Annotated in this window: 13 protein-coding genes; 2 read left to right on the top strand and 11 right to left on the bottom strand. The window is 50.8% G+C overall.

Annotated elements, in window-relative coordinates; genetic code table 11:
- Nucleotides 1-33: 33 nt before the first annotated feature.
- From G006_RS25450 to G006_RS0110945, 4 genes are read right to left on the bottom strand one after another with little or no spacing between them, the layout of a single operon-like run.
- The gene (locus G006_RS25450; protein WP_020483229.1) at nucleotides 34-216 is read right to left on the bottom strand and encodes a type II toxin-antitoxin system RelE family toxin; all 183 of its coding nucleotides are present in this window, start codon (nucleotides 214-216) and stop codon (nucleotides 34-36) included.
- Nucleotides 200-340 carry a hypothetical protein gene (locus G006_RS28630; protein ID WP_020483228.1) on the bottom strand — a complete coding sequence of 47 codons (141 nt, stop codon included), beginning with the start codon at nucleotides 338-340 and terminating at the stop codon, nucleotides 200-202. The genes G006_RS25450 and G006_RS28630 overlap by 17 nt, the downstream gene beginning before the upstream one ends.
- Nucleotides 341-357: 17 nt before the next feature.
- Entirely contained in the window at nucleotides 358-720 is a 363-nt protein-coding gene (locus tag G006_RS0110950) for a DUF1640 domain-containing protein (RefSeq protein WP_020483227.1), read from the bottom strand.
- A 15-nt stretch (nucleotides 721-735) separates the two neighbouring features.
- Nucleotides 736-1854 carry a tyrosine-type recombinase/integrase gene (locus G006_RS0110945; protein WP_026146976.1) on the bottom strand — a complete coding sequence of 373 codons (1119 nt, stop codon included), beginning with the start codon at nucleotides 1852-1854 and terminating at the stop codon, nucleotides 736-738.
- A gap of 1444 nt (nucleotides 1855-3298) precedes the next feature.
- Here G006_RS0110945 and G006_RS0110935 point away from each other — a divergent pair.
- Entirely contained in the window at nucleotides 3299-3805 is a 507-nt protein-coding gene (locus G006_RS0110935) for a hypothetical protein (RefSeq protein ID WP_020483224.1), read from the top strand.
- A gap of 310 nt (nucleotides 3806-4115) precedes the next feature.
- Complete coding sequence (locus G006_RS0110930; RefSeq protein WP_020483223.1) at nucleotides 4116-4973, top strand: SDR family oxidoreductase; 858 nt, start codon at nucleotides 4116-4118, stop codon at nucleotides 4971-4973.
- 46 nt (nucleotides 4974-5019) lie between these two features.
- Here the strand turns inward: G006_RS0110930 and G006_RS0110925 are convergent, their stop codons facing one another.
- The 7 genes from G006_RS0110925 to adk all read right to left on the bottom strand — a co-directional run bounded on the left by G006_RS0110925 (nucleotide 5020) and on the right by adk (nucleotide 14806).
- A complete protein-coding gene (locus G006_RS0110925; protein WP_026146975.1) occupies nucleotides 5020-6522 on the bottom strand; it encodes a B12-binding domain-containing radical SAM protein in 1503 nt (500 codons plus the stop codon).
- Between the two features lie 318 nt (nucleotides 6523-6840).
- Nucleotides 6841-9837 carry a FimV/HubP family polar landmark protein gene (locus tag G006_RS29365; RefSeq protein WP_020483221.1) on the bottom strand — a complete coding sequence of 999 codons (2997 nt, stop codon included), beginning with the start codon at nucleotides 9835-9837 and terminating at the stop codon, nucleotides 6841-6843.
- Between the two features lie 69 nt (nucleotides 9838-9906).
- Nucleotides 9907-10929: an aspartate-semialdehyde dehydrogenase gene (locus G006_RS0110915; protein WP_020483220.1), complete on the bottom strand. Its 1023-nt coding sequence runs from the start codon at nucleotides 10927-10929 to the stop codon at nucleotides 9907-9909.
- 5 nt (nucleotides 10930-10934) lie between these two features.
- Entirely contained in the window at nucleotides 10935-12014 is a 1080-nt protein-coding gene (leuB, locus tag G006_RS0110910; protein ID WP_020483219.1) for a 3-isopropylmalate dehydrogenase, read from the bottom strand.
- A gap of 21 nt (nucleotides 12015-12035) precedes the next feature.
- Nucleotides 12036-12674 (bottom strand): 3-isopropylmalate dehydratase small subunit, encoded by a 639-nt coding sequence (leuD, locus tag G006_RS0110905; protein ID WP_020483218.1) that lies wholly within the window; start codon nucleotides 12672-12674, stop codon nucleotides 12036-12038.
- On the bottom strand, nucleotides 12671-14086 hold the full coding sequence (gene leuC / locus G006_RS0110900; protein WP_020483217.1) for a 3-isopropylmalate dehydratase large subunit: 1416 nt from the start codon (nucleotides 14084-14086) through the stop codon (nucleotides 12671-12673). Before leuC ends, leuD begins: the two co-directional genes overlap by 4 nt.
- Before the next feature lie 33 nt (nucleotides 14087-14119).
- The gene (adk, locus tag G006_RS0110895; RefSeq protein ID WP_020483216.1) at nucleotides 14120-14806 is read right to left on the bottom strand and encodes an adenylate kinase; all 687 of its coding nucleotides are present in this window, start codon (nucleotides 14804-14806) and stop codon (nucleotides 14120-14122) included.
- Nucleotides 14807-14811: the final 5 nt, after the last annotated feature.

Here is a 14811-nt window from a genome sequence, read left to right as displayed (position 1 = left end):
TTCAAAAAACCGGCTCCATCCCCTAGTCAAATTTCAACCGGTACGGGTGATCAAATTTCTCCCGGCGCCAACAGACAAGGCTTTGCCACTGGCGCGCGGGTTGTCGGCGGGCTGGATGCGCTCTTGCAGAAAGGTAACGATGCACTTTTGTACAGGCTTATCCAGTTTCGATAAGTCCCGCTTGACGTCATCCGATAACTTAATTGTCCAGGTCAAAGACTTTCACCACGTCATCAAGGCTATGGGTAACCTTGCCGCTGTCTAGGTAGCGCTGATAGGCCGCTTCGGCGCGTTTGGTGTCTTGGCTATCTTCCAGGTAGTCGAGTTCTAAAGTCATCATGGCGGGTTCTCGAGCGACTAAATCAGGTGGGCGATTTTTAGCAATACGCCAATAATCAAACTGGTTTGTAGAAACCCAGCGCCGATAATCCAGCGTGTTAAATCCGCCTTGGTTTCCGCTATTTGTCTGCCAGTTTCGGCAATTTGCCGTCCTGTTTCAGCCCTGAGCATTTCAATATCATGGCGCAACGCGGTTTCAATCTCTTTCAAGTCGCGCTTGGTGGCTACGTCGTCTAAATGGTAATCATGCCGCGCCTGTTCAAGGGTGCTGTCGGTGGCGCTGCGCTGTAGCTCGGTTAATACTTGCGCTTGGTCGTCACTAAAGCCCGCCGCTTTTAGACGGTTGGCAAATTGCAGGGTGTCAAATGGGATGGCGTTCATGGTTGTTCCTGTGGGCTAAGGGTTAGCGCCGAATATCCGGCTGTTCATGCGTTCGACTACGCCGGCAATATGGCCGTCTGACAAGTGCGCGTAACGTTTCACCATGTCCAGGGTGCGGTGACCGAGTACGGCGGCAATATCGACCATCGAAGCGCCGCCCATTGCTAAATAAGATGCTGTGCAATGTCTAAGGTCGTGCCAGCGAAAATTATTAACCTCGGCGCATTGTAAGGCATTCAACCATGCCTTTTTTAGCTCGATGGGCTTATGTGGGTGAGTGGGAGAGGGAAAGACTAAAGCCGTGTCTAATCGTCTAACCTTGCTCAGTTTTTGCAGTTCGGCCAAAGCTTGATTGGCTAACGGTACGCGCCGCCTGTCGCCGTTCTTGGTTGCTTGCAGAATGATGCAGGACTCGGACAGATTGACCACGCCCCACGCGGTTTCAGTCGGCGGGCTTTCCGGTTCCCGCCAATACAGGTTCATGGTTTCCGATTGCCGCATGCCTGTAGAGATAGCCAACACAAAGGCGGGGTAAAGCAATTCGTTTGGCGACTCCTTGCATGCCGCCGTTAGTCTGGATAATTCGCCGTCATCCAAAAACCGAACGATACCGCGCGGCAACTCTGGCATTTCAATGATGCCATCCTTGAGCGGGTTTTTCTCAATCCAGCGCCATTCTAAATGGCATATTTTCAAAACGTGACCGATTGCGACAAAGTGGCGCTTGACGGTTGCAGCGGCAAGCGGTCTGCCTTTATTGCCGCCGTGGTTTATCAGTTTGTCCCGGCATGTCACAAAATCCGTGATGCTCAAATCGGAAAGGCGAAGGTAGCCTATTTCAGATTTCCACCATTCGAGAATCGGGCCCCGTATGCGTAGCTCGTTAGGTTTGAATTTGTTGGGGGCTACGTCGGTTGCATACCGGTCTAGCATCTTTGCGACCGTGTGTTTTTTTGCTTCCGATGTATTGAAGTGGCGACCATTCCGCATATCGGACTCTTTGTCTTGAATCCACTTTTTAGCGTCAGTCAGGCGCTTAAATGTCTGCGATACGGGTTTAAAGCCCTTCAGCCTGATTTCAGCCGTATAGTTTGGCTTGCCGTCTTTACCTAAGCGTTCTTTGATTCGTGCCATGCTGCCGCCTATGGGACAGCAATCGGCCATTTGATATGATGTGCCTAGCCATTGCTTAACCCTGCTCGTTAAGTGAATCGGTTAGGGCTTGTCGGTGCTGGTAACACCTTCAGGCCCGCGTTGTTTCTAGGCTTAGATTATATACCTTCGTCCCAAATTTGTCCCAATTCATCAAAATAACAGGCAAAAAATCACAACTAACAGCAAGCCTCAATTGTGCCTAAGTTATTGATTAAATGATTTTCTATTGTTGCGGTGTTTTGTGGTTTTTGGAATATAGCGCACTCCTAAGGGACAGGTCGGACGTTCGAATCGTCTCCGGGACGCCATAACAGCCATTACGAACTGCTTATTTGGCTGACCAAAACCCTCGCAATCGTTGCATTAAATGCCGGTTTAAAGTCCGGATATGAGGCATAGTTTTTTGCAAATCCAAATCCCATCTGAGCTCGACGCTGATGGCGCTCTGAAACAGTTTTCCCGGGCGGGCTTACTTGTTATCTTCATCATAAGTCTTAGAGCCGGTGTGATCCATGTCCCGTTGGCATGTTGATAAACTTCAACTGTTGGTGGGCTGCCCAGCCCAGCCAGCAAATTATCGTTCGTTAAAGGCTTTGATAATTTCATTCTGCGGATTTTTGCTGCTGCCGCCCGTGCGCGCCGCGCAGATTGGGGTTTTGTAGGTCCAATTCGCTGCCGCTACCTGTGAATGTATGTGCGAACCTTGTATAAACAAGGTGATGTATTTTTGGAATATTTCTTACCCACGAGCCCTGGTCTCCGCAAACCGAGCCGGCGTCTGCTGCGTTGAGTTTGTGTTAATCAATGGTATATGAATTTAATGTCGGGAAGGCTTTAATCTAAACTTAATCTTTTGTTAATAAAGGATTAAGTTGCCGGCTGTAGAATCTCCGCATATCCAATTTCCTATTGCAGTTTTTAGTCTTGAACAACCGATTTGTCCGACAGATGCACGACTCTTCATAGATTTTAAGGGCCATTTCTGTCTTAGCAATGGATTGTGGCGCATTACGTTGCGCGGTAGAGTCAGGAACGAGTTGTGGTGGGTAGCGGGGCCCCCATCAAGTGGTTTATGACGTTAAATATGGGTAAGTCTCTGGAGAAAGCCGGAGGGCCTATGTGCCCTGCGTAGCCAGGTTATTCAAGTAGTTGCCATGGCTTTGTAAAAAGCTTCGTTTCAGTAAAGTCGTTTGAATATATCAATTCATCTATTGAACTTGATCTCTGTTTCAGGGATTAACCATTTTGAGTATTGCCTTGCGATCAACGAATGTTCGGCAATAGCTGCTTACGAGAGTTAAAGACTCTTTGTAGGCAGACAGAACTCTGCTAAAGCTGATGTTGTTATGCGATATCGGCTTCGGAGTATAAGGTGGCTAAAGGATAGCCGTTTGTTAACGTAAGTGAAAATGGGGAACAATCCATGAAAATGCTTTTATCTTTAAAACTTTGGCTTGCTGTTTGCCTGTTTGCAGTTTCGACTGCAAGCTCAGCAGGTATCATTTGGGAAGCTACTGACGGCGATAGTAATTTTATCTCCTTCGGTTCCAGTTCATTCCCATTTACTTCAAGTGACACCTTCGGTATCTTCGCTGCTACCGCTGATCTGGCTGCTGATGCTCCTGTGTACACTTTTAATGGTGTAGGCAGCTTTGCTTCTGCTAGCCCTTTTAAATTGGGCCTGTTGACAGCAAGCGGCTGGGTTAGCGAAGCCGGTAATTACGAGCTGAGCGCTTCTAATACGTTCTTGTTGACCTTTGTAAAACCCGGTGTGATCACCAACAACTTAAGCTTTCTGTTTGGATTTGATCTGAAAGCAGCTGCTAATCAAAACCCTGTCACTAGCGTGCCTCTCCCTGCTTCTGTATGGTTTATGACAAGTGCATTGATGGGCTTTCTGTATATAGGTCGTCGTAAACAGGTCGTTTAATCCCAAGCTATCAGTGGGCTTTTAGGCCGGTTGGAGTCTAGTACTCCACCCGGTTTTTTTATGCCTATTGAATATTCCAGGCTGGTCTGTTCAGAAGTGCTTAAACAAAGCTGTGAGCGAATCCGGCAATACATCCCACTATAGGAAAGTCGTTTTGGCGGACTTCCAAAAATACCTATTCCTCGTTCTCGCAAAAATCGGGAACGCAGTGAAATCAGCACGCATGTGTTCGAGACACGGATTTTTGTAGTATTTATCTTGCTGCGGCAGGCCATAATAGGCAGTGTGCACATTCTCCAGGGTAAAATCTATGGCAAAAATACTAGTGATCGGTTGTGGTGATATTGGCTATCCGGTGGCCTTGCGTTTGCATCAGCAGGGACATCAGGTAACCGGGCTGAAGCGCAGCGCCCCAACTATCCCAACGCCGTTTCCTATCTTTATTGCCGATATAAGATCGGCCTCGTCATTGGCTTCCTTGCCGAACAATTTTGATGCGGTGATATTTATAGTGGCTCCCGGTAGCCGACTGGCCGAAGAGTATCAGGCTCTGTACGATCTCGGTCTGAGCAATTTGTTGGTGCATTTTACGGCAGCTGAAAGATCACCCAGTTGGTTGATGGTATCTTCAACCAGTGTATACGAGCAGAATCGCGGTGAATGGGTCGATGAAACCAGTGTGGCTGAGCCAGTTGGCGCCACTAGCCGGTGGCTGGCTGCGGCGGAGAAACGGTTGTGGGCTGCGAGTGATCGCAGTTGCGTCGTGCGTTTTTCCGGAATTTACGGGCCGGGTCGTGATTGGTTGATACGCCGAGCTGAGCGGGGGGAGAGCGTCCAGCAACAACCGCCCAGTTATACCAACCGCATTCACGCCGAGGATTGCGTGGCGGTTTTGCTATTTTTACTGGAAAAACAACTCGCCGGTTTAGCCTTAGAGCCTTGTTATCTGGCGACCGACGACGAGCCGGCTCCGCTTTGGGATGTGATGAGTTGGTTGGCCGAACAATTTGCTTGTCCTCAGCCTTCACCGTTGTCAGTAGCTCTGGATGCCCCGCAAAACAAACGCTGCCGCAACACTAGGCTCAAGGCCTTGGGTTACCGCTTTTTGTACCCTAGCTATCGGGACGGTTATGCAACCGTGCGACCCTTGCCGGGCGCGGATGGGTGAACTCAATACCTTTAAGCCCCTTCATGTTATTCAAGCACAAGCAAGGTTATAAGTGTTGTGTTTGCCGCCTATTCGCCACGCCACGTTTTGTCGCAATCAATGTTGTGGCTTGTTGTAAGAACGCTGGCGGACTTTTTTCGCCGCTCCTTTGATAGTCCTCGTCTAATGTAGCCATAGCTTCGGCGGGCGGTACAAGCAGTGTGTCGGTCATGACCGAATAGGTTAATTCGAATAAGCGCTTCAAAGCAATTTGCCAGGTGCTGTCTGTTAAGGCGTATAGCGCATCGCTAAATTGTAAAAATCGGGTAAACGGTTGTTCGGCGACAATGAGCGGCAAGGTCGCGGTAAACCGGCCGGAGTTGCCGATCAAATCCCAAAAGCGAGCGAATCGTGTAACACGTTGCAATTCGGTAAAGCCTATATCTCGGGTGCTGAGAATGGCATAGGGCGGCTGTGGGTCATAACGTAGCTGGTAGTCGTCAGTGTGTCGATTGATTGGGGCACCGCGCAGGCGTTTTAAAATCCCGACCTGAATTTCTTGGGGATGCAGCGCAAACAATTTATCAAAACTGGCGCCGAAGCCGGCCAGGGTGTCGCCAGGCAGGCCGGCAATTAGATCGGCATGAATATGGGCGTTGGAATGGTGCCGGAGCCAGCGTAAATTGGTTTCGGTCTTTTGGTTATCCTGTTTGCGGCTGATCAACTGTTGAATGGCAGGATCGAAGGTTTGTACGCCCACTTCAAATTGCAGTACACCGGGCGGGAATTGGCTGATGGCCTGCTGCAGACGCGCAGGCAAATTGTCCGGAATCACTTCGAAGTGCAAATATAAATCTTCGTTCAAGTGTGCCAAAAAAAATTCGAGAATAGCGACGCTGCTGTTTACTTTTAGATTAAACGTGCGGTCTATGAATTTAAAATGTCGTGCGCCGCGCTGATACAGAATCTCCATCTCGCGCAAAAAGCCGTTTAAATTAAACGGTTTGGCAGTAATATCCAGGGATGACAGGCAAAATTCGCATTTGAATGGACAGCCTCGCGAGGCTTCCACGTAGATAATTCTTTGACGAATGTCGGTGTCGGAATAGTGTGGATATGGCGATGCCAAGTTGTCCAATGCGGTCATTTCGCCGGCTATGATTTTTTCTGTTGGTTTGAGCCCTGACAACAACTGCCGGCATAATTTCGGAAAACTTATTTCGCCGTTGCCGGTGACGATATAGTCCGCCAATTCGGCAACGTTCGGTAAATCCGGCGGATGACTGACTTCCGGTCCGCCAAGCACGATGATAATGTCCGGTGCGACTTGTTTCAGGATGGCTACCACTGCGCTGATTTCCGCCACATTCCAGATATAAACGCCAAGGCCGATGATCCGCGCTTGTTGTTGCAGTAGTTTTTCGACAATTTCGATCGGACGCTGCTGGATGCCGAATTCTAATAAAGCCGTGTCGGTTTGTAACGTGCCCATGTTGGCGTAGAGATAGCGTAAGCCAAAAGCAGTGTGAATATATCGGGCGTTGAGAGTGGTGATAACTATGCTGGGCATATCTGATGAGGCGGATTGCGTCTTGATTGGTTTAATGCGCCAGCATAGCACCAATTTTGGTGTCGGAAACAGCTCTAGGCAGGTTGGTAAGTGCAGGTTACGCGATACTGCAAACTATTTATAAAAAAGTGGCTTTGCGGTGAAAATGCTGGGCCGTATCAGCTTGGCTCGGTGAATTATGTTGCCGATTTCTGATTAGGCCAGTGCTAAGTGGGGGATAAAACGCTTGTGCTAATCGGCCTATGAATTAACTGAACGGCGACCGATTTTTCCAAAAAGCGGGAGCTAATAATTCAGAAAATCGGCTGCAATCGATGCTTATTTAAGTTCGTCAAGTAAAGCCTGTGCAGCTTGCTGTTGTTGTTTTGAGCCTTTGGACAATACATCTTCGGCTATCAATTTTGCAGCCTCGGTATCGCCCATGTCGATATAAGCTTTCGCCAAATCGATTTTGGTTTCGAATTCGTCCATATCGGTCAAATCAGAAACTCCCAACTCAAACTCGTTGTTGTCAGTGGTACTGATTATTGGCGTGTCGAAGTCGAAGTTAAAATCAAACTCGCCGCCTGATTGCGCTGGTGTTTCCAAAGCTTTGTCGGAGGATTGCGCTGGTTTAGGCGTGATATTGTCAAAATCGGAAAAATCGAATGTTTCCAGTTTCAACTGCGACTCTAAATTCAGCTCCGGTTCGATGCTTAGACTATCGTCAGCTTGTGCTTTGGAGGTGATGCTGTCGAAGTCGAAATCGAAACTGTCTGCGTCCGCTAACGCTTCTTTGCTGGTATCAGCCAGGTCTGAAGTGGTCTTTTTTATGTCATCGAAATCGCTAAAGTCGAATGACTCTAAATCGGTTGGTATCTCGGACTTTGCTGCATCCGTGTTGGCTTTATCGGCTGTCGCTGCGGAGTCGGCATTGTCAATGTCGAAGTTAAAATCGAAACTCTCCAAAGCGTCCAGAGCATTAGGAGATTCCTCGGTGCTGTCAGCCGGTCCGGAGGCAGTATCTGCACCTGTTCCTGCAAAATTGGCGAAATCCAGAGATTCCAGTTCCAAGGCAGCTGAATCCGCTTCAACTTTTTCCGAGTCAGTATCTAACGCAAAGTCGAAGTCGAACGATTCTATGTCGTCGTTGCTGGAAACTGCGATACTTTCAGTGGTTTCGGTAGTATCCGCAGCAGATTTGGAAGCAGATGGCTGATCGAAATCGATACTTTCGATATTTACATCGGCTTGTTTGCTTTGGTCCGACGATTTGGCGCTACCGCCGAAACTTCCCAAATCAAAATCCAGTCCGTTATCCTCCAGCGCTAAATCCTTATCGATATCCAGATCCGACAAGTCGTCGTCGAGCATCGCAAAGCTTTTATCTAAATCGATAATTTCCGTATCGGCCGCCGTGGAGGCCGCCACGCCAACGCTAGTATCGCTTTTGCTGGCAGGGGCGGTGGTAGCGGCAAAACTGCCGCCAAACAAGGCTAAATCAGGGACAATTTCTTTAGCCATGTCCGTGACTTTTTTCCAGAATGGCTTATCGGCCTGTTTGCCGGCATCGGCTAGTTCTTGTGCATAGCTGGCAAAACTGTCTTTGTTTTCACTGGCGTAATAGATTTCCAGTAATTTCAGTTTGCATTCGTCGCGGTTAGGTTGTTCGCTTATCGCATGACGAATCAGTTCCTCAGCTTGTTGGTATCGGCCATATGCCAAGTAAACGTCAGCTTCCGAGATCGGATCAACTTCATTTTGATCGGTGTCGAAGGCATCGAAATCGCTAGGGGTAAAGTCGCTGATAAACGAGCTTTCGCCTACAGTGCCGACGTCGTATTCGTCGGTACTGCTGATGTCCATAATCGGTACGGAAAGGCTACTTTCCGAATCGGGCAGGCGAATTTGGCTGGCCGAGGCGAACATGCTTTCGGTGTTGGTGCGCTCGTCGATTTTACGTTTGCGCCAGAGTAACCAGCCCAGTAAGCCAAAAATGCCAGTGCCTAAGGTGCCGGCAACCCAGTAATAAGCGTCCGAGCCAAATAAGCCTTCGTCTTCCGCAACAACCGGTGGAGGTGGCGGTGGGGTAACCTTAGGCGCGGGTGGAACAATAGGCTTGGGCGTCGGTGGTGCCACCACTGCAGGTTCGGAAACCGGTGGTTGCGGCGTGGGCGCTACGGCCGGCGTTGGAGGCTCGGGGCTGACGACGGGCGGCTGAGGAGTTGGTTGCGCAGGCTGCGGGCTAGGCTCGGCCTGTGCTGGTTTGTTATTTTGTAAAGTGGCCAGTTGCTGATCTTTTAAGGCCAGCAATTGCTGCATCATCCCCAGTTGTTGTTCCAGTTTTTCGATGCGAGCTTGTAGCTCCAAATCCTTCCCATCGCTGGCTTGATCAGTAGTGCTATTTAAAGCTGGGTTAGCTGCGGCAGCCGCGGCTTGTTCGGTTTTTGTCGAACCGGTTCCGGCGGCCTTGGCTTCGGTGGGTGCTACCAATTCAAGCGCTTTCTTGGTCGTTTCGGCTTGAGCGGTTTCCGGCTTGACCTGTTTACTGGTGGCTTTTCGCTCATTTTGCGCTTGTCTTTGCGCCGGATTCATAATCGCATCCGGCTCAGGAATTTTTAACGTGGCGCCTTCTTTCAAGGAATTGATATTGCCGTTGTTAAATGCGTCCGGATTGGCTCTGTATAAAGCGGTCAGCATTTTTTGGGTAGGAATGTTTTTTTCCTGACCCACTTGGGTTGCGATACTCCACAAGGTGTCCGATTTTTGGATTGGGCCGAATTCGCCGCTGGTGGGCGTTTGTGGGGTAATGTCGTCGGTAGGGGCTGCACGTACCGCTCTTTTTGGTGCGGTTCGAGGTTTCCTTACCGGGCGCTCTAATGGCTCAATGGGTTCGGCGCTGTAACCGCTAGTTTCCGCGACAGGCATTACCGGCTGGTTATAAGCCGTCGGCGGGTCGATAAGCAATGTGAACTCGCGCATCATGCTGCCTTGCGGCCACGTCACTTCCAGCAGGAAGTCCAGAAACGGCTCTGTCAAGGCTTCCCGAGAGGAGACTTTGACGATGATGGAACCGTTTGCTTGGACTACCGGTTCTAGCTTGATTTTGGATAGGAAATAATTCCACACCACGCCGGCTTGGTCGAATTTTTCCGGTGGGGCCAATTTCACTGTGACATCGGCCGGGTTTTCCCCCGGTGCGACGCTCAGTCTGATTTCGGCATTGAGTTTTTGGTTAAGGGCAGAATGTAATTCAATTTCGCCGATACCTAAGGGTTGGGCACTGACTGGTGCCAGTAAAGATACAACCGCTAAGGCTTTAGTTAAATTGCTCACATTGCTTTCCTTCACTTGTAATACCTCGGTACTTACTGACCCACTATAAAACACAGAGCTAAGCGTAGACTAGATATAGCTTTTTACCAGCACTTCGGCTATTTGCACACTGTTAAGCGCAGCACCTTTTCTGACGTTATCGCTAACGACCCACAGATCGATACCGGTCGGATGCGAAATGTCCTCGCGAATTCTGCCGACAAACACGTCGTCATTACCAGACGATTCAGTAACTGCGGTTGGATAGCCGCCGTTCTCGCGCTCGTCCAACAAAGTGACGCCGGGGGCTGCGGCCAATAGTTCGCGAACCTGCTCTGCGGAGATTTTCTGTTTAGTTTCGATATGCACGGCTTCCGAGTGCCCGAAAAACACCGGTACTCGAACTGCGGTCGGATTAACTTGGATATCGGCATCGCCCAGGATTTTTCGAGTTTCCCAGACCATTTTCATTTCTTCCTTGGTGTAGCCGTTGTCCATAAACACGTCGATTTGCGGCAACACATTGAAAGCAATCTGCTTGGGATACACGCTAGGTGTCACCGGTTTGGCGTTCAGCAGGTTGGCGGTTTGCGTCGCCAGTTCCTCGATTGCTTCCTTACCGGTGCCGGAAACGGCTTGATAGGTGGCAACATTGATGCGGCTGATACCGACGGCATCGTAGATTGGTTTCAAGGCCACCAACATTTGGATAGTCGAGCAATTCGGGTTGGCAATAATGCCGCGATTTTTGTAGTCGGCGACTCTTTCCGGATTAACTTCGGGCACTACCAATGGAATGTCGTCGTCGTAGCGAAATTGCGAGGTGTTATCGATGACCACGCAGCCAGCGGCGGCAGCTTTGGGTGCATACTCGGCGGAAACGGACGCGCCGGGCGAAAACAGGCCAATCTGCACTTTAGAAAAATCGAACGTCGCCAAATCTTCAACGACCAACGAACCATCTTTAAATGGGATGCGTTTGCCAGCCGAGCGCTCGCTAGCCAAGGCATAGACTTTGCCAACCGGAAAATTACGTTCTTCCAGGATGGCAATCATGGTTTCGCCGACCGCACCCGTGGCGCCGACGACTGCTACATCATAAGTTTTAGACATATTAATTATCCTTTTAAGGCGTTGAGTACGGCATCGCCCATGCCGGAAGTGCTGACCTTGATCATGCCTTCCGAGTAAATGTCCGCGGTTCTGACTTTACTGTCCAGTGCGGTATTCACCGCGCGTTCTATACGTTCGGCGGCTTCCGGCTGATTAAATGTATAACGCAGCATCATCGCCACCGACAGAATGGTTGCCAATGGATTGGCGATACCCTGGCCGGCAATGTCCGGTGCCGAACCGTGAATCGGTTCATACATGCCCTTGGCATTAGCATCCAATGAAGCCGACGGCAACATGCCGATAGAGCCGGTCAGCATCGCCGCGATGTCGGACAGAATGTCGCCGAACATATTGCTGGTAACGATCACATCGAATTGCTTCGGTGCCCGCACCAATTGCATCGCCGCGTTGTCGACATACATATGACTCAGTTGCACGTCGGGGTATTCTTTGCTCACTTCGGTCATCACGCTACGCCACAATTCGGTCACTTCCAGCACATTGGCTTTATCTACCGAGCACAATTTTTTGTGGCGTTTTTGCGCAATTTTGAACGCGGAATGCGCGATGCGGCGGATTTCCGATTCGCTGTAAATCTTGGTATTGATGCCCACTTTCTCGCCGTTTTCAGCGACATGCACGCCGCGCGGCTGGCCGAAATAAATGCCCCCGGTCAATTCGCGGACGATCATCAGGTCCAGACCCGAGACCACTTCCGGTTTCAAGGTCGAAGCGTCAACCAATTGCGGATACAAAATCGCCGGACGTAGATTGGAAAATAGATTTAGCTCGGAGCGAATACCCAATAAGCCGCGCTCCGGACGTATCGCATGCGCTAGCGGTTCCCATTTAGGTCCGCCAACCGCACCTAGTAAAACAGCGTCGGCGTTTTTGCAGAGATTCAGCGTGGTTTGCGGCAGCGGCGTACCGAAAGCGTCGTAAGCGGCGCCGCCAATCAAAGCGTTTTCGAATACCAAACCCAAGTTCATGTCGGTATTCAGAAAACTCAATACTTTGATCGCTTCGGCGACAATTTCCGGTCCGATGCCGTCGCCGGCCAGAACTGCAATTTTTTTGGGCATTTTTTTACCTTTCAATGGAGCTTACGCGTCTTTGAACAACCACGGGGCGCGTTTGGCGCGCTCAGCTTCATAGCTTTTAATTTTGTCGGCGTGTTGTAACGACAGCGCAATATCGTCCAGACCATTCAGCAGGCGGAAGCGGCGGTTTTCATCGACGGTAAACCCAATGTTCTGACCGCTGGGCGTGGTGATGTTTTGCGCTTGCAAATCGATGGTCAGCTGGTAACCGTCTACGACTTCCTGGAATAACTGGTCGACCGTTTCAGCTGGCAACACGATGGGCAAAATGCCATTCTTGAAGCAGTTGTTAAAGAATATGTCAGCAAAACTCGGGGCGATAATCGCCCGGAAACCGAAGTCTTCCAGTGCCCAAGGCGCATGTTCGCGCGAGGAGCCACAGCCAAAGTTTTCGCGGGTCAGGAGGATTTGCGCGCCTTGATATTGTGCCTGATTGAGGACGAAGTCTTTGTTTAAGGGCCGGTTGGTGCAATCCATTTCCGGTTCGCCTCTATCCAGATAACGCCATTCGTCGAATAAAAAAGGACCGAAGCCAGCGCGGCGGATCGATTTCAAAAATTGTTTGGGGATGATCGCATCGGTATCGATATTCGCTCTGTCCAAGGGCGCAACCAAAGCGGTCAAGGTAGTAAAAGCTTTCATGCGACTTCCTCCGCAATGTTGACAAAATGACCCGCAATCGCCGCCGCCGCGGCCATGGCCGGGCTGACCAAGTGGGTACGGCCGCCGTAGCCTTGCCGGCCTTCAAAGTTACGATTCGAAGTCGACGCGCAATGCTCGCCGGCTTCCAGGCGGTCGGCGTTCATCGCCAGGCACATCGAGCAACCAGGATCGCGCCATTCGAAATCGGCGGCGGTGAAGATTTTGTCCAGTCCTTCAGCTTCGGCTTGTTGCTTGATCAAGCCTGAGCCAGGCACAATTAGTACCTGTTTCACGGAAGCCGCTTTTTTCCGGCCTTTGATGACTGCCGCAGCGGCACGCAAGTCTTCGATGCGCGAATTGGTGCAGGAACCGATAAAAACTTTGTCCAGCTTGATGTCGGTAATTTTCTGACCGGCTTGCAAACCCATGTAATGCAAAGCGCGTTCGATGCTTTGGCGTTTCACTGGATCAGATTCTTGAGCAGGATCGGGCACATTGGCATCGACTGCTACGACCATTTCCGGCGAAGTACCCCAGCTGACTTGCGGTTTAATCGCTGCGGCATCGATGTCGATGACTTTGTCGAACAAATCGCCGCTATAGCTGTCGGAGCGCAGGTTTTGCCAGTAACGCACAGCCATATTCCAATCATCGCCTTTGGGGGCATAGGGGCGGCCTTGATAGTAATCGATGGTAATGTCATCGACCGCAATCAAACCGGCGCGGGCGCCCGCTTCGATAGCCATGTTGCAGACCGTCATCCGGCCTTCCATCGACAAAGACCAAATCGCGTCGCCGCCGAATTCGATGGTGTAGCCATTGCCGCCGGCTGTGCCGATTTGGCCGATGATCGCCAACACGATGTCCTTAGCGGTGACGCCTGGGCCGGTTTTGCCGTTGACCTTGATCAACATGTTTTTCGCTTTTTTCTGTACCAGGCACTGGGTGGCCAGTGCGTGCTCGACTTCGGAGGTGCCGATACCAAACGCCAAAGCCGCCGAAGCGCCATGGGTAGAAGTATGGGAGTCGCCGCAGACGATGGTCATGCCGGGCAGCGTGGCGCCTTGTTCCGGGCCGATCACATGCACGATGCCTTGGCGAATGTCGGCCATATCGAATTCGGTAATGCCGTACTCTTTACAGTTGTTTTCCAGTGTCTCTACTTGCAATCTTGAAACCGGATCAGCGATGCCTTTGTCGCGGTCGGTCGTGGGTACGTTGTGATCAGCAACCGCCAGGTTTCTGGCGATGCGCCAAGGTTGGCGACCGGACAGGCGTAAGCCGTCGAAAGCTTGCGGCGAAGTCACTTCGTGCAGCAATTGTCTGTCGATATAGATCAGGCAGGAGCCGTCGTCTTCGGTATGGACGACGTGGTCGTCCCAGAGTTTGTCGTATAAGGTTTTACCAGCCATCTAAGTTTCCGATAAAGAGGTTAACAATACTGCTTAGCCCAAAATGGCGAGCAATTTAGTGGTAATGTCGCTGACCGAGCCGACGCCGGCAATCGAAGCGAATTTAGCGTTTTGACCGGGCGCGGACGACTGCATGGATGCAGGAGATAGGGCAACGCCGGGAGCGGTTGCCGAATAAAAGCCGACCAACGGTTTGGTTTGCTCGTGATAGACGCTCAGGCGTTTGCGCACCGTTTCTTCCTTGTCATCGTCGCGTTGGATCAAAGGCTCGCCGGTAACATCGTCCAAGCCTTCCTGTTTCGGCGGATTGAACACTACGTGATAGGTGCGGCCGGACGCCATGTGCACGCGTCTGCCGCTCATGCGTTTGATGATTTCCTCGTCGTCCACGGCGATTTCGATCACATGATCCAGTTCCACGCCCATTTTCGCCAAACCTTCAGCCTGAGCGATAGTGCGTGGAAAGCCGTCCAGCAAAAAGCCGTTTTTGCAGTCGTCCTGGGCTATGCGTTCCTTAATCAGTCCCAGGATAATCTCGTCGGACACCAGGCCGCCGGCATCCATGACTTTTTTGGCTTCAATACCCAGTGGGGTGCCTGCGCGGACGGCGGCGCGCAGCATGTCTCCGGTGGAAATTTGCGGAATCGCAAATTTTTCCGTGATGAACTGGGCTTGGGTGCCTTTACCCGAACCCGGGCTGCCTAACAGGATAATGCGCATATCAA

The organism is Methylomonas sp. MK1 (assembly GCF_000365425.1).
In the GTDB taxonomy this organism is placed as follows: Bacteria; Pseudomonadota; Gammaproteobacteria; order Methylococcales; family Methylomonadaceae; genus Methylomonas.
The sequence above is the reverse complement of the archived record's forward strand: the minus strand, read 5'-3'. Positions and strand labels throughout refer to the sequence as shown.